The organism is Adlercreutzia caecimuris B7 (assembly GCF_000403355.2).
GTDB classification, from domain to species: Bacteria; Actinomycetota; Coriobacteriia; order Coriobacteriales; family Eggerthellaceae; genus Adlercreutzia; species Adlercreutzia caecimuris.
Genome location: NZ_KE159646.1, coordinates 2746774 through 2766137 on the forward strand (window position 1 = coordinate 2746774; position 19364 = coordinate 2766137).

Consider the following 19364-nt stretch of genomic DNA (forward strand, 5'->3'; position numbering starts at 1 on the left):
CTGGGACATAGACCAAGAGAGAAGAGAGAGTAGAAGGAGGAGGCTTATGAGCCAAGCCACGCTTACGCGCCGAGGATTCTTGAAATCATCGGCAGCCATGGGCGCGGTGGCGGCGCTGGGCATCAGCGCTGCCGACAGCCTGACGGCGGTTGATCCGGCCCACGCCGATGAGGCCGGCGAGGTGAAGATCATCAAGACCTCGTGTCGCGCCTGCATTGCCAGCTGCGCCGTGCTCGCCCACGTGCGTGACGGCCGTGTGGTAAAGATCGAGGGCAATCCGGAAAGCCCCATGTCCCAGGGCGGCGTGTGCGCCAAGGGTCTGGCGGGCATCCAGGCGCTCTACCATCCCAACCGCAACAAGTATCCCATGCGCCGTGTGGGCGAGCGCGGCACCAACCAGTGGGAGCGTATCTCCTGGGCTGATGCGCTCACCGAGGTGGCCACCAAGATCAACGAGGTGTCCGACAAATACGGCTCTGAGGCCATCTCCGTGTCCACGGGCGGTGGCGGAAACCCGCACTTCTCGAACGTGAAGCGCTTCGGCGAGGCCATCAACACCCCGAACGTGTGGGAGCCCGGCTGCTCGCAGTGCTACCTGCCCCGCATGGGCGCATCGCTTCTGGCCTACGGTGCCGGCAAGCCCAACAACCTGTCCTTCTCCGACTCCAACGGCTGGGACTACTACTACACCGATAGTCCCGTGACGTCCCTGGTGCTGTGGGGCACCGATCCGTCCAATTCCTCGGTGGCCACGGGCGGCCGCGCCCTGGCCGAGCTGCGCAACCGTCCGGAGGGGCTGCGCACGGTTGTCATCGACCCGCGCTATACCCTGGATGCCGCCAAGGCCGAGGTGTGGCTGCCCATCCGCCCCGGCACCGATGCCGCCCTGCTGCTCACCTGGACGCGCTGGATTCTGGAGAACGAGAAGTACGACGAGGAGTTCTGCCGTACTTGGACGAACATGCCCTATCTCATCAACCCCGAGACGCGTCTCACGCTGAAGGCCACCGAGGCCGGCCTTCCCGGCACTGACGAGGACTATGTCATCTGGGATCCGGCGAGCAACGCGCCGGTAGTGGTGACCTATCCGTTCAACGAGGGCGTGGCCGCACCTTTGTTCGGCACCTTCGAGGTAAACGGGATGCAGTGCCCCACGGGCGGCCAGCTGCTCAAGGAGTCCTGCGAGGAGTGGACGCTCGAGAAGGGCGCCGAGATCTGCTGGCTCGACGCGGGCCAGATCGAGCGCGCCCTGGAGATATACACCGACCCGAACGGCCAGTCCGGCATCATGCAGGGCGTGTGCATCGACCAGTACGTGCAGTCCCAGCAGTGCGCGCTGGGAGCCCTCAACCTCGAGTTCCTCATGGGCAACGTGGAAAAGCCCGGCACTATGCTCCAGAAGTTCGCTCCGGCCCCCTGCAAGGACCAGCTGGGCAACACGCCGCGCCTGCTTTCCAAGGAGAAGGTGATGAAGCGCTGCGGTACCATCGAGCACAAGGGCATCCTGTGCTGGGATATGGCGCACATCCCCTCGGTGTTCAAGGCCATGAAGGACGGCGACCCGTACCAGATCCATATGTGGATCGAGCGGTCGGGCAACAAGCACGTGGTGCTCGGCAACTCGTCGTGTCTCGACGAGATCGTGCCGAAGCTGGACTACGTGGTGCAGTGCTTCATGTACCCCACCGCCTTCTCGGTGCTCTGCGCCGACCTGCTGCTTCCCACCACCGAGTGGTTGGAGACCAACCTCACCATTCCGCAGCTGAACACCATCGTCATGCGCCAGGCGGTCACCCATCTGTTCGAGACCGTGGAAGAGGGCATCATCTGGACCCAGATCGTGCAGAAGTGCGCGGAGCTGGGCAATGAGCACTGCCCGAAGGCCTTCGACGAGGCGGCTTGCATGACCACTCCGTTCTATAAGAACGAGTACGAGAAGCAGAAGCAGCACCTGAACAAGCTGGAGATGAGCTGGGAGGATGCTTGCGAGCAGGGCGTTATCCAGTGGGCCACGCCCGAGGAGTACCGCACCTATCAGACCTATCTGGCCGACGATCCGGAGAATCCCGGCAAGCCCAAGGGCTTCGGCACACCCTCCAAGAAACTGGAAGTGTACTGCGAGTCGAACATCATCCTGGGTCGCACCGGTGCTCCGTGGTCGCAGTGTGCCGAGGAGGCGCCCCTCGTGCTGCCTCCGGCAAGCGCCGACTACGAGCCTCTGTGCTACTACCAGGAGCCGGCCGAGTCGCCCTTGACCGATACCGAGTACCCGCTCGTGCTCACCGAGGGACGCCTGCCCATGTACCACCACGGCACCCTGCGCAATATTCCCTACCTGCGCGAGATTTACCCTGTGCCCGAGATGTGGATCCATCCCGCCGATGCCGAGAAGTACGGCATCGCCGATGGCCAGTGGGTCAACATCGAGAGCCGCCGCGGCAAGACCCATGGCATGGCCCACGTGACCACGGCCATCGCCAAGGGCGTGGTGTACCAGGAGCGCTTCTGGGCCCCCGAGCTTTTGGATTCCGACGATCCGGCCCAGGCCTACAAGGTGATGAACATCAATGTGCTCACTAAGAACGACCCGCCCTACAACCCGGAGTACGGCACCTACACCCTGCGCGGCTTCCAGGTGAAGGTGAGCCCCAGCGACGACGAGATCTTGGACAGCGTGTGGGTGAGGCCCGAGCAGTTCCAGCCCTGGATGCCCGCCCCCAGCGATGCGACGGAGGATGTGTTCGACTATGGCGCGTAATTGTATTGTTGTGAACCTCGATCGCTGCACCGGGTGCTTCGGGTGCGAGGTGGCCTGCAAGATGGAAAACGGCGTGGCCCTGGGCGAGCGCTGGTCGAAGGTGCTCACCGTGGGGCCTGTGGGGGAGTATCCCGACATGACCCGCTACGCTCTGCCCACCATGTGCCAGCAGTGCGAGAACGCCCCCTGCGTGTCGGTCTGCCCCACCGGTGCCAGCTATCGCGACGAGGACGGCGTCGTGCTGGTGGACAAGGAGAAGTGCATCGGCTGCAAGTACTGCATGATGGCCTGCCCCTACGGCGTGCGCTCGTGGAACGCGGCCGAGAAGTGCGTCGAGAAGTGCACCCTGTGCGGGCACCTCACGTCTCAAGACAAGCTTCCTGCCTGCGTGAAGAGCTGTGCGGCCGGCGCTCGTTTCTACGGCGACTTGGACGACCCGAACTCCGACGCGTCCAAGGAGCTGGCGAAGTACGATGCAGCCGAGATCCACACTCTGCAGGACGTGGGTAACGCTCCGGCGACCCGCTATATCATGACCAGCATGATCGGGCAGTGGCAGGAGCGCGTAGAGCCCAAGGGCCACCCGCACACGGCCGCCTCTCCCGTGGCCGAGTAAGTTAGGAGCACCCATGGAAATTCAATGGTCCCTCGTACTGTTCACCGCTCTCTCCGGGGCAGGGGCGTGGCTTGTGGCCTGCGCCGGCCTCGATGCCTTCCGCGGCTTGGCCAGAAAGACCGTCGTTCCGGCCGTCATCTGCGGCATCGCGCTCATCATTGTGGGAGGCATCGCCTCGGCGACGCATTTGTCCCACGTCGATCGCATCATGGCCGTGTTGGCCCATCCGGCTCCGGGCATCTTCCTGGAGGCGCTGCTCCTCGGCATCGATGTGGTGGTGGCCGCTGCGTTTCTCGTGCTGTACAAGCGCGAGGCCTCAGCTGGGGCGCTCAAGGTTCTCGGCGTCGTGGCCGTGGCCATGGCCGCTATCTTCAGCTATTCCTGCGGGTCGTCCTACATGATGGCCTCGCAGCTGGCCTGGAACACCGTGGCGCTGCCCTTGGGCTACCTCGGTGGCGCCATGGCCTCCGGCACCGCCCTGTGGTACGTGCTGTGTGCCGTGCGCCGCGAAGAGGCCCAGGCCCTCTCTTTCGCCGCCCTCGAGACCCTCGTCGGCTCCGTTGCCGCTCTGGTGACGGCTCTGGTCTACGGCGCCGCTTCCGGCGTCATGGGCGGTGACGCCTCGGTGCTGTTCTGGCTGGGCGTCGTAATCTGCGGCGGTGTGGCCCCCCTGGCCTGCGCTGTGACGGGCCTGAAGAAGACCGAGGGCGCCCTGCCGTTGGCCGTTGTGGCTGCCGCCGGCGCGCTCATCGGGTCGGTTGCCTACCGCGTGCTCATGTGGACGGCATCTGTCGCGCTCATGTCGCTGTTCGGCGTGGGCATCTAGTCTCACTGTTTCCCGCCGCCCGGCCGCATTTCCCTCATCCGGCCGGGCGGTCACCGAGGTTTCAAGAGGAGTTGTCCTATGGAAGAGATGACGATCCCGCTTTGCGAGCGCGCCGAGGTGCGCGAGATGCGCGCGGCCAACGATGCGCGGGCCGCCTTCGCCCGCTTCCTTGCCAGTTTGTTCCTCTACGAGCTGACCGACGATCAGGTTGAGGCCTTCGCCGCTGTAGAGCCGGCCGGCGACGGATCGACGATCGACGAGGGTCTCGCCGCCATCCGCGAGTACCTGCGCCATCGCCATGGCGGTACGCGTCAGGAGCTTGCCGTCGACTATGCTCGGGTGTTCCTCGGCGCCGGCAGCTACGATCGTATCCTGGCGCCGCCCTACGAGTCGGTGTTCACCAGCGAAGAACGCATCCTCATGCAGGATGCTCGCGATGGGGCCGTGAGCTACTATCGCCGTGGCGGCCTCGATCTTCCCGCCGACAACACCACGCCTGAAGACCACCTCGGTTTCGAGTTGCAGTTCGTCGCCGAGCTGGCGGATCGGGCGAACGCGGCCATCGCCGCCGATGATGCAGGGGCCCTGGCCGATGCCGTCGATCTCGGGCGCAGCTTCTTCGTGCACCATCAGGCCAACTGGCTGCCGGCATTCTGCGATGCCGTCGACGAGTTTGCCCAGACGGATTTCTATCGCGCCGTGGCAACCATGACCCGCGGCTACGTTGAATCCGAGAGCGCGTTCTTCGCTGAGATCGCGGAACTTTTGGACTTGGGCGATGCGGTGGAGGAGGTTCGCCCGTCGTGGGCGGCCGAAGGCGAGGCCGCGTCGTGAGCGGCCTCACCCGCCGCAGCTTCGTGGGCCTTGCCGTCGCCTGCGCTGCCTGCGCCGGCGTCGGCGGGGTCGGCGTGGCCTTCGCCGGCGAAGGGGAGCTTCTGCGGCCTCCGGGCGGCCAGGATGAGCGGAACCTGGCGGCGGCCTGCCTGAAGTGCGACCGTTGCCGCAGCGCGTGCCCCACCGGCGCCATCGCCGTGGCTTCGGTGGGCGATGGGTTCCTGCGGGCCCGCACGCCTGTGCTCGATTTCCACAAGGGCTACTGCGATTTCTGCGACCGGTGCATCGAGGTTTGCCCCACCGGCGCCCTGCGCCCCTTCAACGAGGAGAGCGAGAAGCTGGGCGTGGCTGTGGTGCAGAAGGACCGCTGCCTGTCGTGGTTCCAGGGCTGCACCGTGTGCGAGGACTCCTGCGCCTTCGGGGCCCTTGCGTTTGTGGATGGGCATCCCGTTGTGGATGGAGTGCTGTGCAACGGCTGCGGGCAGTGCGAGTTCGAGTGCACCGCGCTCGTGTACGGCACGTTCGCCGGCGGTACGCGCCGGGGCATTGTGGTGGTGCCCCCCGATGTGGCCGGGGCCTTGGGCCGCACGGTCGTGGAAGACGGCAGCGAGATGGAGGTATAGGCCATGAAGCTCGCAACGAAGCGGACGTTGGCGGCTGTCGGCGTCCTGGGGCTGGTGGGCGTGGGGCTGGCGGTGCATACGGGTACGGGGACGCCCTCTGCCTGGGGCATTGCCGACATCGCGGCCATCTGTCCTTTGGGTGGCATCGAGGCGGCCATCGCCTCGCGTACCATCGTGCCACCGCTTCTGATCGGCCTTGCCGTTGTGGTGGCCCTGGTTGCCCTGGTGGGGCGCGCGTTTTGCGCTTGGGGCTGCCCGGTGCCGCTTCTGCGCCGGGTTTTCGGGGTGAAGGAGCGGCCGGCCGACAAACCCCGGCCGGCTGAGCGCGATGGTGCGAACGATTCGCGCAACTGGGTTCTCGGTGCCACGGTGCTTACGACGGCGGCCTTTGGGTTCCCGGTGTTCTGCCTCATCTGCCCGGTGGGACTCACGGTAGCCACCTTCGTCGCCCTGTGGCGCGTGTTCCAGTTCAGCGAGGTGACGCTGTCGCTTCTCGTGTTCCCCCTCATCTTGGTGCTGGAGGTGGTGCTGCTGCGCAAATGGTGCCATCGCTTCTGCCCCCTGGGGGCCCTGCTCGGTCTCATCTCGCGACTGAACCGCACCTTCAGGCCGGCCGTGGCCGAAGACGCATGCTTGCAATGCGCGGGCGGCACCTGCTCCCGTTGCGCCGAGGTGTGCCCCGAGGGTATCGATTTGCACCACCCGGCCGAGTCGGTCTCTCTGGCGGAGTGCACCAAGTGCGGCGAGTGCAAGGACGTCTGCCCGGCCCATGCCATCAGCTTCCCCTTCTTGGCACGCAAGAAGGCGCCGGTGTCGGAAGGTCTGCCGGCCGCATCCCCCTCGACTGCGGAGGCGTGCCTTTCGGAAGACGAGGAGCCCGTGGCCCTGGCCTAGGTTGGCATCGGGGGGCCGCCGGCATCTGCGGCGCGATCGCCCCTATGCGTCTGTGTATTCCGTCCAACGGAAAGGAAGCGTCGAAGGCGGCCGGTCGGTTTTCCGGTCCGCCCTGAAAAACGAGAAGGGGAGGGGCTGTGGCAGCCGTCGAGGGTATACAATGGGAGCCGTGGGAGGAGCGCTCAACGGGCGCCCACTCGGGTACGGTTGCGGCCGGGCGGTCTGCCCGCCGCCGGTCGTTGAGAGGGCAGATGTTCAAACGGTTCAGCGATAATCAGGAGGCTTTCGCCTCGAGCGGCGAACTCGCGCCGACGCGCCTCGGCATGGCTGTCGAGGAGCAATGGCCCGCGTTCAAACTTGTGGGCTTCGGCTTCTACTACGCCTGGATTTGGGTCTCCTACAACAGCAACGTGCTCGTGTCTCCCGCGGCAGCCTACGATTTGCCGCCCGACACCCTGTCGCTCACCTATCTGGTGTCCACGCTGGCCCTGGGCCTGTCGCTCATCGCGCTGGCCCTCGCTCGCGATGCCGCCCGCAGGGTGGTGGCGAGCAATGGTGCCTTGGGCATCATCGCCGTGGTGGTGGGGCTGGCTACGGTGGGCACGTATGCCTCGTCGAGTTTGGGCGTCGAGGGCAACCCCCTCCTCATCGCCAGCGCGGCGCTGACCGGCATCGGCACGTCGGCAATCGTGCTGCGATTCGGTGTGATTTACGCGAAGGTGCCGGCCCGCGAGGCGACCATGTACACGGCAGCCTCCTTCGTCTTCGCCATGATGATCTATTTCGTCGCCGTGGGGCTTCCCGATCCTGTGGGGGTGGGGTTCACGGCCGCGCTCCCCGCGCTTGCCGTGCTGTCCACGTTGACGAATCCCGAGTATGCGGGCATCGGATCTGCAATGCGGCCCGAGGGTCCGCGGGTGCTCAAGGGGTTCTTCGTTCGCCTGCTCATAGCGGTGGCGGTCTTCTCCGTCGTCGTGGGCGTTTCCCGCGGCTTCGCGGTGCCCCACTCGTCTATCGCCGCCCTCAATGACGAGGGCTCGCTTGTCATCTTCAGCACGGGCATGGTCGCTGCGGTCCTGTTCGCCATAGTGGGCCTCATGCGCCGTCAATTCGATGTGAGTCGCCTGTACTATCCCATCATCATCGCTGTGGCCGCCGGCATCCTCGTGACGCCGCTGTTGGGTGGCAACGGGTTCGGCAGCCAGTTCGTCACCGTGGCCTACAACTGCTTCGTGCTCGTCATCTGGTGCCTGCTTGCCTATGTGGGCTACTCGTCGGGCCTGTCTTCTATTCTGGTGTTCGGTCTTGGGCGCGGAGCTTCGGCTCTCGGTACAACTATCGGCTGGATGGGCGGCTTGGAGATCGTGCGCAGCCAGGGCGACGGCAGCCTGTCGCTGGAGGTCATCTCGGTAGCCATGGTGTTTGCCTTGCTCGTAGTTTCGATGCTTGTGTTGAACGATCGGCTCATCGGGGATGCCCTGCGCGTCGGTGGAGCCCGCGGCGAAGGCGGGAGCGTTCCAGTCGGCGCCGGGCGAGGGGCCGCGCATTTGGGAACAGGCGTGCTCGCTTCCGAAAACTACCCGCTCGAAGGCACCCCCCATGCTTCGGAGGGGTCTGAGACGGGGTGCGACGACGCGCAGGGCTCTCGGGGCTATGCAAGCGGCTGCCCTGGCGGCGCTGTCTCGGACGGAAGCGAGCGCGCTGCAGGGGAGGAGCAAGGGGACGGCATCGACCAGCCGCGTCGCCCCGGCCGCTACCAGCTGCGCTGCGATGCGGCGGCGGAGCGCTACGGGCTCTCGCCCCGCGAGCGCGACGTGTTCGACCTGCTCGTGCGCGGCCGCTCCATCGAGTACATCGCCCAGAGCCTCACTATCTCCTTCAACACGGCGAAGTCCCACATCCGCCATATCTATGTGAAGGCCGACGTCCACTCCCGCCAAGAGCTCCAGGAGCTTCTCGATCGCGAGGAGTAACCGGCTTGTCAATTGCTTGGGTAACTGGCCTCGGGCAATGCTGCCAAAGCCTTATTCCTGTTGCCGATGAGAAGGGTATGATGCTCGCCTATCTCTGCATGCGGGATGAGGCAGCGGTGTAAGCGGCGCGGTTTCCCGTTTGCCCAGTTCGCATTTCCGTCGGTTGAGCCGTGGCGACTCTTTCCAAACGTAGGAAAAACTTGATAGGGGTTGACTTAGGTTTCCTTCTGCGTAGAATGTGCTATTAGCACTCGTAACGGGAGACTGCTAACGTGGATGTCGCCGCAGGTCAACGACTGCCTTTCAGCGCTTGAGCACCGCGAGATCTTGCCCGTGCGCGGCCTACACTGAGGCGGTATGCGCTCCCACTCGTAGGAAAGAAGGAATGCCCGATGCGCAAGTTCAAGACCGAGAGCAAGAAACTGCTCGACCTCATGATCAACTCCATCTACACCAACCGCGAGATCTTCCTGCGCGAGCTTATCTCCAACGCCTCGGACGCCGTGGATAAGCTCTACTTCCGCAGCCTCACCGATCCGGATGTGGCCGTGGGCCGCGATGACTTGGCCATTACTGTGGGCTACGATTCCGAAGTCCGCACGGTCACCGTGTCCGACAACGGCATCGGCATGACCAAAGACGAGCTCGATCGCAATCTCGGCACCATCGCCCATTCCGATTCCTTCGAGTTCAAGGCCGCCCAGGCGGAAGCTGCCGCCGAAAGCGAGCCCGGCGAGGCCAAGGGGCTCGGCGATCTCACCGACGTGGACATCATCGGTCAGTTCGGCGTGGGCTTCTACTCCGCCTTCATGGTGGGCAAGAAGGTGCGCGTCGTCTCCCGTGCCATCGGGTCGGATGAGGCCTGGGCCTGGGAGTCCAACGGTGTCGACGGCTACGACATCAAGCCGGCCGAGCGCGCCGAGCACGGCACCGACGTCATCGTGTACCTGAAGGACGACACCGACGAGGAGTCCTTCGGCACCTTCGCCACCGAGCACGGGCTCATCCAGCTCATCAAGCGCTACAGCAACTACGTGCGCTACCCCATCAAGATGGAGGTAACGAAGAGCCGCAAGGTAGAGGCCCCCGAGCCGGCGGAGGGCGAGCAGCCTTCCGCGCCGACGTGGGAGAGCTACACCGAGGTGGAGACCATCAACTCCATGATTCCCATTTGGAAGCGCAAAAAGTCCGAGGTCAGCCAAGAGGAATACAACGAGTTCTACAAGACCGACTTCCATGACTTCGAGGATCCGGCGCGCACCATCTCGGTGCATGCGGAGGGCTCGCTCAACTACGATGCGCTCATGTTCGTGCCTTCTCGCGCGCCGTGGGATATGTACTCGAAGGACTACCAGCGCGGCCTGGCCCTATACTCGGCCAACGTGCTCATCATGGACAAGTGCGAGGAACTGCTGCCCGACTACTTCGGCTTCGTGCGCGGCGTGGTGGACTCCTCCGATCTCACGTTGAACATCTCTCGCGAGACGTTGCAGCACAACGGCCAGCTGCGCGCCATCGCCCGGCGCCTCGAGAAGAAGATCAAGGCTGACCTGGCGAGCATGCGCGACGATGACCGCGAGGCCTACGAGCGCTTCTTCGAGCAGTTCGGCCGCACCCTGAAGTTCGGCATCTACCAGAGTTACGGCATGGCCAAGGACACCCTGGCCGACCTGCTGCTGTTCTACTCTGCCAAGCAGCAGAAGATGGTCACCCTGGACGAGTACCTGGCTGATGCGCCGACCGGCTCCGATGCCATCTTCTACGCCGCCGGCGATTCCCGCGAGCGCCTGGCAAGCATGCCGCTCGTGACCACGGTGCTTGCCAAGGGCTACGACGTGCTGCTGTGCGATGCCGACGTGGACGAGTTCTGCATGATGGCCATGGGCACCTACGGCGAGCACGCCGTGGACGGCGACGACGAGAACAAGCAGCCCTACTTCATCAAGAACGTAGGTGCCGAGGATTTGGGGCTTACCACCGAGGAGGAGAAGAAGGAGGCCGAAGAGGCTACCGAGAGCAACGCCGAGCTGTTCGCGGCCATGGGCGAGGCTCTGCAGGGCAAGGTGGAGCGCGTCGTGGTGTCAACCCGGCTCACCGATGCCCCGGCTGTGGTCACCAGCGAGGGCGGGGTGTCGCTGGCCATGGTGCAGGTGCTCAAGAGCCAGCCTGGTGCTGATGACCTGCCCGATCTGCACCTGGTGCTGGAAGTGAACGCCAAGCACCCGGTGTTCGCCACCCTGCAAGCGGCCCACGAGGCCGGCGACGACGGCAAGGTGCGCACCTATGCGGGTCTGCTGTTCGATCAGGCCCTGCTCGTGGAGGGCATCATGCCCGACAACCCGCTCGCCTTCGCCCAGGCCGTAGCCGAGCTGATGAAGTAGGTGTGGCCGACAGACGCCGACGAGTACGGGGAATTCTCTCGAAGGGGCCGCGACGCGGCCCCTTTTCGTTGGGCGGGCCGCTCCTCTTTTGCGCCTCGGCCCCTGTTCCTCGGCCTTCGCGCCTCGGCCCTTGCGCTTCCGCCTCCGCCGCCCTTTTTTGCGCTTCCGGTCCTTTCCCTGCGCTTCGCCTCCCCTGCGGCGCCTTTCTTCGCCGCCCCGCGTCGGTGCGGCTCCTTTGCGTCTGAAAGAGCTAATTCTGTGCAGTAAACTCCGCGAAATAGATGTCAGGCGGCTCATGCGGCGCGATGATTTCAACGGCTATTCAAGAAACGCCTGTTCAGAAGGGGCAGGGTTGGATATGGCCGCTCAGAAACATGCCTGCGGCTCAACTCAGGAGTCTATCTCGCGGCGTTTGCCGCGCAAATTCCTTGTGAAGAGAAACACGGCAAGCGAGACGCCCATGAGCAGAAGCCCCGCGGCATCGAAGGCGATGAACAGGTCGATGCTGCTGGCAAGCAAATCGTGACCGGCGGGCAGGGTGGCGCGGATAGCGGACTCGCCGATAAGCCCGACGACTTGCTGGGCCAGTACCACGCCTGCGAGTGTAGTATGCCGTTGTGGCTTCCAAATGACCAGCGGATAGGTGCAGTTCCACATGAGGAAGGCCACGCCAATGCCCTGGGCGGCCACGCGCCCCGGCACGCCGGCCAGCTCGTAGGCGCCCATATAGGCTTCGGGCATGAGCGTGAACCCCAGGGCGCACTGCACGTTTACGACGAACACGAAGGCAAAGCACGCGCGCACGGCCCATGTGGCGACGACCATGGAGGTTGGGGGTTTCCGTCGGGGCGGCTTGTCCGCGCTGCCTTGGGCGGCTGCATTGCCTTGCACGGAGGCAGCGGAGCGAGGGGAGCGGGGCTCGTTCACGGGCTACCTCCCCAGCTGGCTCAAATGACGGAAGGCGTAGAAGGCCACAGCGCTCGATGCCGCCACGTTCAGGGAATCCACGCCGTGGGCCATGGGGATGCGCACGGTGTAGTCGCAACGGTCGATAGTGGCCGGAGCGAGCCCCTCGCCCTCGGTGCCGAACAAGAGCGCCAGCTTCGCGGGCGTGCCCGTAGCCGTTTCTCGCTCGGTCAGCAGCCCCGCAAGCTCATCGGGGGTGATCGAATCATCGGACAGGGCCATGGCAGCGCAGGTGAAGCCCAGTTCGTGCAGCTGATCGATTCCCTCGGCGCTCCAGGTGCCCTCGCCGGGGTGGTTAGGCACATCCAGCTCGCCGATACGCGTCCACGGCACCTGGAACACCGTGCCCATGGACACGCGCACGGCCCGGCGGTACAGCGGATCGTAACAGGCGGGGCTCGCGAGCACGGCATCGACCCCCATGGCCGCGGCGCTGCGGAAGATGGCCCCGACGTTGGTGTGGTTCGTGATGTCCTCCAGCACGGCCACGAGTCGCGCCCCTTCCAGTACGTCGGCCACGCTCGGCAACGCGGGGCGACGGAAGGCGCCCAAGGCCCCGCGGGTCAACTCGAAGCCCGTGAGGCGCGCGAGCTCATCGCGAGGCGCTATGAACACCGGCAGGCTATCGGGGTCGTCGAGCAGATGCGCGAGGGATGTCCCGGCCGTGCTTTGCGAGGCAAGCGCGCTAGTGGCCGGGCGGGCGGGTGCATATGCTGTTGCGCGGCGGCGTTCTTCCATCTGCGCGATGAGCGGGCCCATAGCCGCCAGCCACTTCTCCTCCATGAGCAGCGAAATCGGCTCCATGCCGCCCTCGAAAGCCCGCTCGATTACCTTCTCCGACTCCGCGATGAACAGTGCGCGCTCCGGCTCCAGCTTGCTGCGCAGCTGCGCCTCGGTCAGCCGTGCGTAAGCGTCCAGCCGCGCATCGTCGAGCGAGCTTACATATATAAGGGGCATGACGGTTCCTTCCAAAACAAAAGTGCCCGTCCATTATAGACGGGCACGGGAAAGCTTGCCTTTGGCGAAAGGTTAGGCCAGAGCGTCCTTCAGAGCCTGCATCTGGTTGGAGCCCAGACCCTGCAGACGGCGCTCGGCCGGAATGCCCAGCTCCTCCATGAGCTTCTCAGTCTTCACCTTACCGAAGCCGGGCAGGGCGTTCACGAAGGCCTTGACCTTCATGCGGCCGATAACCGGATCGCTGACCTGGTCGAGAACCTCGGCCGGGGTGGTCAGACCCATCGAGAGCTTGTTGGTGATCTCGGAGCGCTTGGCGCGGACGACGCGGGCCTTCTCGAGGGCGGCGGCGCGCTGCTCGGGGGTCATAGTAGGTGCGGGCATATCACATCTCTTTCTTCTCGTTGCCCTAGCTCTTTACCAGGGCATTCACTCGAGGAACGCTGACATTGCAGGGGGCAGTGTCAGCGTTCCTCGCTTTTAGCGTAGATGATAATAATGGAAAAGCCCCGCTTGTACACCCCTTTTCTCGGTAAAGTCGCCTTTTCTTCCCATTTTTCACTCTAATACGGTCGCGAAATGGGGATTTGGTGACGAAATGGCTTCGCTTTACATCGTAGGGCCACAATTATTTCGGGTAGCGCGGGCCGCTTGGTGCCCGGCGTTTTGGCGGCGCTCCGTCGATACGGCGCGCTATAATGGCGCGAAAAACCTCCCAGAAAGGATGCTCCATGACCGAGAAGTTCGTTGCCGAGGTGGAAGCCGTGCCGCACCCCGCCTTTGATGAGTTCGTTGCCACCATCGAGGCGCTGCGGGCACCGGATGGCTGCCCATGGGACAAGGAGCAGACCCATCGAAGCATTGCGGGCAACATGGTGGAGGAAGCCTACGAGGCGGTTGATGCCATCGAGGCGGACGATACGCCCCATATGCTGGAAGAGCTGGGCGACGTGCTGCTCCAGGTAGTGCTGCAGTCTCAGATTGCCGCCGATGCGGGCGAGTTCACCATCGACGATGTGTGCCGGGTGGTGAACGAGAAGATCGTGCGGAGGCATCCCCACGTGTTCGGGGAAATGACGGCGGGCGATGCCAACGAGGTGCTCGACGTGTGGGATCAGATCAAGATGGCTGAGAAAGAGGCTGCCGACGCTGCAGCTGATGCGGCGCCTGCGGGCTTGCTCGACGGTGTGCCGAAGAGCTTCCCCGCGCTCAAGCAGGCCCAGAAAATCTCGCGTAAGGCGGCGTCGGCCGGCTTCGAGTGGGAAATGGTTGACGATGTGTGGGCCAAGGTAGACGAGGAGATAGCGGAGCTGAAGGCCGCCTACGGGGCCGCGCCCAAGTCTCCCAACGGCAAGGTAGACGGAGCCGAGAACCCGGCTGCTCTGGCTGCGGTGGAGCTGGAGACGGGGGATGTGCTGTTCAGCCTGGTGAACGTGGCCCGCAAGATGGGCGTGCAGGCTGAGGAGGCCCTGCGCGCCACCTGTGGGAAGTTCCGCACGCGCTGGGCTTTCATGGAGGGCGCCGCCGCCGGGCAGGGACGCCGTGTGGAAGACCTCTCAATGGAGGAGATGGAAGAGCTCTGGCAGATGTCCAAGGCCCTGGAAGGATAGGACGGCCCCTCGATGCCCCGGCGAAGCAGGGGGCAGCCTTACCCGGTAAGACTGCCCCCCTTGGCGAAACCGATGGGGCGGGAAGCGCCGCCAAAGAGGATGGGACGGCGCGGCGGTCATCGCTGAACGGGCGCGTCCCGTGCCGTCTACGGGCGCTCGTACACCTTGCGGCCGCCCACGTAGGTGGCTTGCACCCGGGCCTGCTGCAGATTCTCGGGGGCCAAGGCGAAGGGGTTCGGCTCCAGAACCACGATATCGGCGAGCTTGCCCGGCTCCAGCGTGCCCAGCTCGTGTGCGCGTTGGGCGGCTACCGCGCTGCCGGCGGTGTAGGCGCGCAGGGCCTCTGCGAGCGTGATGCGCTCGGCGGGCAGCCAGCCGCCCTCGGGTTCGTGGCTGTCGGCGTCGCGGCGGGTGACGGCGGTGTATACCGCGTCGATGGGGTCGATGTCGGTGACGGGGGAGTCGGTGCCGAAGGCCAGCACGGCTCCGGCGTCTAGCAGGCTGCGGAAAGGCCACATGTAGGGTACGCGCGCAGGTCCCAGATCACGTTCGGGGCCCCCCGGATCCAAAGTGATGTGGCGCGGCTGCACGCTGGCCACGATGCCGGCCGCGGCCAACCGGGCAATGTCTGCGGGTTGGAAGTTCTCCAAATGCTCGATAGTGTGGCGGGGCCGCACCCCATCGCCTCCGTCGTCGGCCACAGGGTGTCGCTCGAAGATGTCGATGCAGCGGTGGATGGCCTCGTCGCCGATGGCGTGGATGCGCACGGGCGATCCTTCGGCTGCGGCCGGCGCCACGAGGCCCTCCATGACCTCGGCATCCACCGTAGGGCGCCCGCAGTCGCCCTGAAAGCGCGCGTTCGTGTAGGGCTCGCGTACCCAGGCGGTGTGCTGGCTCGACACGCCGTCGAAGAACTGCTTGAATCCGCAGGCGGCCACAAGGGGCCCGCGGCAGCGCTCGCGCAGGGCCGTCAGGCGCCCGCGGTCTTCCAGAAGGGTGGGGAACAGCGACACGCGCACGGTCAGCTCGTCAGCGGCTTCCAGGTCGGCATACAGGTCGTCGCGCACGAAGTCGAGCCCCGGCATGGCCATGAGCGATACGTCGCAGATGCCGGTAATACCGTGCTCGTTGCAGTAGGCCTCGAAAGAGCGGTAGGCGTCCAGCAGCTCCTCGCGGGTGAACTCGTCTACGATGCGCGGCATGAGCTCCATGGCTGCCGCCTCGCGCACGATGCCGGTCAGTCGGCCCTCGTCGTCCTTGTCGTAGCTGCCACCAGCGGGGGGCAGCGATTCCTCGGTAATGCCGAGCCGTGCAAGGGCGCAGGAGTTCAGCCACAGGGTATGGGCGTCTCCCGAGTACATGGCCACCGGCCGGTCGGGGTAGGCGGCGTCAAGCGATGCTCGGCTCGGCATACCGGCTGGGTTCCACAGGTAGTCGCGCCAGCCCTGGGCGAGCAGCCACGATCCTGAGGGGCGCCGTGCCGCAAGGGGGGCGAGCCGCGCCACGGCGTCGGCCTCGTTGTCGCCCACGAAGCGCTCGGCCAGGGGGGAGAGGTACAGGGCGGAATGGAACACGTGCATGTGAGCGTCGTGGAAACCTGGCATGATAAGTGCGTCACCGAGGTCTTCCACGGTGGTGTCGGGGCCGCGCAGGCCGTCGGGAAGCGTCTCGGCGGGCCCAACCCACACAATGCGGTCGCCGTGCAGCGCTACCGCACTGGGACGCGGGGCGTCTTGGGCGCCTGTAAAGACGGCACGGCTCGTCAAGATTAGATCAGCGGGTTTGACAGGGTTTTCCATAGACGATCACGCTTCCTTCCATCGCGTTCTCTTCGCTGTGCAGTATACGCGCTTCCTAAAAATTGTTCACGTGCACTACTACTTTTTTCATGCTGGACTGGGAAAAAGGAAGAGTCGCAGAAAAAATGCCCGATTTGAATAACCTGTTGTCGTAAAGTCCCTTTTTGTCAATAACTAGTCGCATTTTTGCTATATATAGATTTGGAAATAAAGTTTAACTGGGAATATATTGAACTCTAGTTGCCGTTCACCTGTTATAGCGTCCGCATGGTTGAGCCTCAATCTTCGGACAGCTCCAATCGTGGAATCTGATTGAATAAATAAGGGATTGGGAATTTTTTATTGCATGTGAACAAAAATGATGGTACTTTGAACCCGTCGGCGAAAGCAATATCGGCCAAGGGTATTAAAGGGGTCGAGCGGAGTCGACAATGCGCAAGGGAAGTTATCCGATCGTTCTGCTTCGGGTTTCATGACTTGACCTGGGGCAGGGGGAAATGTTCTAAGGGGCGTTTAAACGAGGTGTAGAAGGCGTGACAGGGGCTTAATTACAAGTTATACCCTCATCTACTACCGCTTTACCTCTTTTATCCTCAGGCGTTTCTGCGACATTGGGTGCATCCACCGCGCCGACCGCGATGGGCTGGGGGCGGCTGCCCGCAGCTTCTCAACTATGATGGTGCGCAGCAACGCGCCGGATTGGAGAGTCACATGCAAGGAGTAAACGTCAAGAGCGAGATCGGCAACCTCAAGAAGGTTATCCTCCATCGCCCCGGAGACGAGCTTCTCAACCTCACCCCGAACACGCTGGAGGAGCTGCTGTTCGACGATATCCCGTTCTTGGAAGTTGCTCAGGCCGAGCACGACGCGTTCGCCGACATCCTGCGTAACGAGGGCACCGAGGTGGTGTACCTCGAGGATCTCATGGCCGAGGTTATCGACGGCAACCCCGAGCTGCGCGAGCAGTTCCTCGACCAGTGGATTTACGAGGCGGGCATCCGCACCGATATCTACAAGAACATCATCAAGGATTACATCAATTCCGAGTACGCCGGCACCAAGGACATGGTCATGAAGACCATGGCGGGCATCAACCTTCAGGAGCTGCCCGGTTCCGACACCCACCTCTTGGTGGACATGGTGTCCGACCGCTGCAAACTCGTGTGCGCCCCCATGCCGAACCTGTACTTCACCCGCGACCCGTTCGCGATGATCGGCAACGGCGTGTCCATCAACCGCATGTACGCCCACACCCGCAACCGCGAGACCATCTACGGCGACTACATCTTCCGCTATCATCCGGACTTCGCCGGCACCCCGACCTACTACGATCGCAACGACACCTTCCACATCGAGGGCGGCGACATCCTGAACATCAACGACCACGTGCTGGCCATCGGCATCTCCCAGCGCACCGAGCCCGATGCCATCGACGCCATCGCCCATAACGTGTTCAACGATGAGACCTCCTCCATCGACACCATCCTGGCGTTCAACATTCCGAACAACCGCGCCATGATGCACCTGGACACGGTGTTCACCCAGATCGACTACGACAAGTTCACCATCCACCCCGGCATCATGGGCCCGCTGACGGTCTTCGAGATCACCCCCGACGGCAAGGGCGGCACCAAGATCCGCGAGCGCGACGAGGACCTGGAGTCCATCCTGACCGAGTACGTCGGCCAGCCCGTGCAGCTGATCCCCTGCGGCGGCGGCGACCGCATCGCCGCGGAGCGCGAGCAGTGGAACGACGGAAGCAACACGCTGTGCGTCCGCCCCGGCACCGTGGTGGTGTACCAGCGCAACAACGTCACCAACGACGTGCTGTACAAGAACGGCATCAACTGCCTGGAGATGCCGTCCGCGGAGCTCTCCCGCGGCCGCGGCGGCCCGCGCTGCATGTCCATGCCGGCCTGGCGCGAGGCCCTGTAGGCTTAGCGTGCAGCTGCGCACTCCGCGCCGGCGCCAGCGTCCGGTGCACCCGCGCCCTCGGGCGCATCCTGTAACGGCTTTTCCGGCCCAGTCTAGCCAGCCAGCGCTGGGCCGAAAAAGACGCGTGGGTTCCCCTGGTTCCCAGGGGGCCCGCGCGATATAACTTTCACTCTTTTCTAGGGAAAGGAAACAACATGCCTATCAATCTCAGCGGTCGCCCGTTCCTGCGCCTCCTGGACTTCTCCACCGAGGAGATCGACTACCTGCTGAAGCTCTCCAAGAACTTCAAGGACCTCAAGCGCACCGGCACCCCGCACCGCTACCTGGAGGGCAAGAACATCGTGCTCCTGTTCCAGAAGACCTCCACGCGCACCCGCTGCGCCTTCGAGGTGGGCGCCATGGACCTCGGCATGGGCGTGACCTACCTGGATCCCGGCTCCTCCCAGATGGGCAAGAAGGAGTCCATCGAGGACACCGCCCGCGTGCTCGGCCGCTTCTACGACGGCATCGAGTTCCGCGGCTTCGCCCAGACCGACGTTGAGGATCTGGCTGCCAACGCCGGCGTGCCGGTGTGGAACGGCCTGACCACCGAGTGGCATCCCACCCAGATGCTCGCCGACATCCTGACCGTGCAGGAGAACTTCAACTACGACATCAAGGGCAAGACCCTCGTGTTCATGGGCGACGCCGCCAACAACGTGGCCCGCTCGCTCATGGTCGTGTGCTCCAAGCTCGGCATGAACTTCGTGGCCTGCGGCCCGAAGGAGAACATGCCCGACGCCGAGCTCATCGAGACCTGCACCGCCATCGCCGCCGAGAACGGCTGCACCGTGAAGTGCACCGACGACGTGGCCGAGGCTTGCACCGGTGCTCATGTCATCTACACCGACGTGTGGGTGTCCATGGGCGAGCCCGACGAGGTGTGGGCCGAGCGCATCAAGCACCTCGAGAAGTTCCGCGTGACCAAGGAGGTCATGGCCATGGCTGACCCCGAGGCCATCTTCCTGCACTGCCTGCCGGCCTTCCACGACACCAACACCACCATCGGTGCCGACATCGCCGAGCGCTTCGGCGTGACCGAGATGGAAGTGGAGGACGAGGTGTTCGAGTCGAAGCAGTCCAAGGTCTTCGACGAGGCCGAGAACCGCATGCACACCATCAAGGCCGTCATGTACGCCACCCTCTGCGGCTAAAT

15 protein-coding genes are annotated in these 19364 nt (G+C 64.2%); 11 read left to right on the forward strand and 4 right to left on the reverse strand.

Annotated features, from left to right (window positions below; all coding sequences use genetic code 11):
• The first annotated feature begins 46 nt into the window (after positions 1–46).
• From C811_RS14820 to htpG, 8 genes are all read left to right on the forward strand, one after another.
• A complete protein-coding gene (locus tag C811_RS14820; protein WP_016310514.1) occupies positions 47–2758 on the forward strand; it encodes a molybdopterin-containing oxidoreductase family protein in 2712 nt (903 codons plus the stop codon).
• The gene (locus tag C811_RS14825; protein WP_016310515.1) at positions 2748–3374 is read left to right on the forward strand and encodes a 4Fe-4S dicluster domain-containing protein; all 627 of its coding nucleotides are present in this window, start codon (positions 2748–2750) and stop codon (positions 3372–3374) included. Before C811_RS14820 ends, C811_RS14825 begins: the two co-directional genes overlap by 11 nt.
• A gap of 13 nt (positions 3375–3387) precedes the next feature.
• Positions 3388–4200, forward strand: coding sequence for a DmsC/YnfH family molybdoenzyme membrane anchor subunit (locus tag C811_RS14830; protein ID WP_016310516.1), 813 nt, complete (start codon positions 3388–3390; stop codon positions 4198–4200).
• A 78-nt stretch (positions 4201–4278) separates the two neighbouring features.
• Entirely contained in the window at positions 4279–5034 is a 756-nt protein-coding gene (locus C811_RS14835; protein ID WP_016310517.1) for a TorD/DmsD family molecular chaperone, read from the forward strand.
• Positions 5031–5657, forward strand: a complete 627-nt coding sequence (locus C811_RS14840) for a 4Fe-4S dicluster domain-containing protein (RefSeq protein WP_031325536.1) — start codon at positions 5031–5033, stop codon at positions 5655–5657. Before C811_RS14835 ends, C811_RS14840 begins: the two co-directional genes overlap by 4 nt.
• Positions 5658–5660: 3 nt before the next feature.
• Positions 5661–6551 carry a 4Fe-4S binding protein gene (locus C811_RS14845; RefSeq protein ID WP_016310519.1) on the forward strand — a complete coding sequence of 297 codons (891 nt, stop codon included), beginning with the start codon at positions 5661–5663 and terminating at the stop codon, positions 6549–6551.
• Positions 6552–6688: 137 nt separating this feature from the next.
• Positions 6689–8524, forward strand: coding sequence for a response regulator transcription factor (locus tag C811_RS0104250; RefSeq protein ID WP_016310520.1), 1836 nt, complete (start codon positions 6689–6691; stop codon positions 8522–8524).
• A gap of 392 nt (positions 8525–8916) precedes the next feature.
• The gene (gene htpG, locus C811_RS14850; RefSeq protein ID WP_016310521.1) at positions 8917–10905 is read left to right on the forward strand and encodes a molecular chaperone HtpG; all 1989 of its coding nucleotides are present in this window, start codon (positions 8917–8919) and stop codon (positions 10903–10905) included.
• A 390-nt stretch (positions 10906–11295) separates the two neighbouring features.
• Here the strand turns inward: htpG and C811_RS14855 are convergent, their stop codons facing one another.
• The 3 genes from C811_RS14855 to mihF form a co-directional block, all read right to left on the reverse strand.
• Entirely contained in the window at positions 11296–11730 is a 435-nt protein-coding gene (locus tag C811_RS14855; RefSeq protein ID WP_022926691.1) for a hypothetical protein, read from the reverse strand.
• A 105-nt stretch (positions 11731–11835) separates the two neighbouring features.
• Positions 11836–12828: a TrmH family RNA methyltransferase gene (locus C811_RS14860; protein WP_016310523.1), complete on the reverse strand. Its 993-nt coding sequence runs from the start codon at positions 12826–12828 to the stop codon at positions 11836–11838.
• A 72-nt stretch (positions 12829–12900) separates the two neighbouring features.
• A complete protein-coding gene (mihF, locus tag C811_RS14865) occupies positions 12901–13209 on the reverse strand; it encodes an integration host factor, actinobacterial type (protein WP_016310524.1) in 309 nt (102 codons plus the stop codon).
• Between the two features lie 347 nt (positions 13210–13556).
• Between mihF and mazG the strand changes: the two genes are divergently transcribed.
• Positions 13557–14435: a nucleoside triphosphate pyrophosphohydrolase gene (gene mazG / locus C811_RS14870; protein ID WP_016310525.1), complete on the forward strand. Its 879-nt coding sequence runs from the start codon at positions 13557–13559 to the stop codon at positions 14433–14435.
• Between the two features lie 146 nt (positions 14436–14581).
• Here the strand turns inward: mazG and C811_RS14875 are convergent, their stop codons facing one another.
• The gene (locus tag C811_RS14875; RefSeq protein WP_016310526.1) at positions 14582–16234 is read right to left on the reverse strand and encodes an amidohydrolase; all 1653 of its coding nucleotides are present in this window, start codon (positions 16232–16234) and stop codon (positions 14582–14584) included.
• 711 nt (positions 16235–16945) lie between these two features.
• Between C811_RS14875 and arcA the strand changes: the two genes are divergently transcribed.
• Both arcA and argF read left to right on the forward strand, forming a co-directional pair.
• Positions 16946–18169, forward strand: coding sequence for an arginine deiminase (gene arcA / locus C811_RS14880; RefSeq protein ID WP_016310527.1), 1224 nt, complete (start codon positions 16946–16948; stop codon positions 18167–18169).
• 194 nt (positions 18170–18363) lie between these two features.
• On the forward strand, positions 18364–19362 hold the full coding sequence (argF, locus tag C811_RS14885) for an ornithine carbamoyltransferase (RefSeq protein ID WP_016310528.1): 999 nt from the start codon (positions 18364–18366) through the stop codon (positions 19360–19362).
• Positions 19363–19364 lie beyond the last annotated feature (2 nt).

What these genes read in the sequence shown, in the direction of transcription:
- htpG (WP_016310521.1), top strand. Translation starts at nt 8,917, where the DNA reads ATGCGCAAGTTCAAGACCGAGAGCAAGAAACTGCTCGACCTCATGATC.
- C811_RS14860 (WP_016310523.1), bottom strand. Translation starts at nt 12,828, where the DNA reads ATGCCCCTTATATATGTAAGCTCGCTCGACGATGCGCGGCTGGACGCT.
- mazG (WP_016310525.1), top strand. Translation starts at nt 13,557, where the DNA reads ATGACCGAGAAGTTCGTTGCCGAGGTGGAAGCCGTGCCGCACCCCGCC.
- C811_RS14820 (WP_016310514.1), top strand. Translation starts at nt 47, where the DNA reads ATGAGCCAAGCCACGCTTACGCGCCGAGGATTCTTGAAATCATCGGCA.
- C811_RS14835 (WP_016310517.1), top strand. Translation starts at nt 4,279, where the DNA reads ATGGAAGAGATGACGATCCCGCTTTGCGAGCGCGCCGAGGTGCGCGAG.
- C811_RS14825 (WP_016310515.1), top strand. Translation starts at nt 2,748, where the DNA reads ATGGCGCGTAATTGTATTGTTGTGAACCTCGATCGCTGCACCGGGTGC.
- argF (WP_016310528.1), top strand. Translation starts at nt 18,364, where the DNA reads ATGCCTATCAATCTCAGCGGTCGCCCGTTCCTGCGCCTCCTGGACTTC.
- arcA (WP_016310527.1), top strand. Translation starts at nt 16,946, where the DNA reads ATGCAAGGAGTAAACGTCAAGAGCGAGATCGGCAACCTCAAGAAGGTT.
- C811_RS14855 (WP_022926691.1), bottom strand. Translation starts at nt 11,730, where the DNA reads ATGGTCGTCGCCACATGGGCCGTGCGCGCGTGCTTTGCCTTCGTGTTC.
- mihF (WP_016310524.1), bottom strand. Translation starts at nt 13,209, where the DNA reads ATGCCCGCACCTACTATGACCCCCGAGCAGCGCGCCGCCGCCCTCGAG.
- C811_RS14830 (WP_016310516.1), top strand. Translation starts at nt 3,388, where the DNA reads ATGGAAATTCAATGGTCCCTCGTACTGTTCACCGCTCTCTCCGGGGCA.
- C811_RS14845 (WP_016310519.1), top strand. Translation starts at nt 5,661, where the DNA reads ATGAAGCTCGCAACGAAGCGGACGTTGGCGGCTGTCGGCGTCCTGGGG.
- C811_RS14875 (WP_016310526.1), bottom strand. Translation starts at nt 16,234, where the DNA reads ATGGAAAACCCTGTCAAACCCGCTGATCTAATCTTGACGAGCCGTGCC.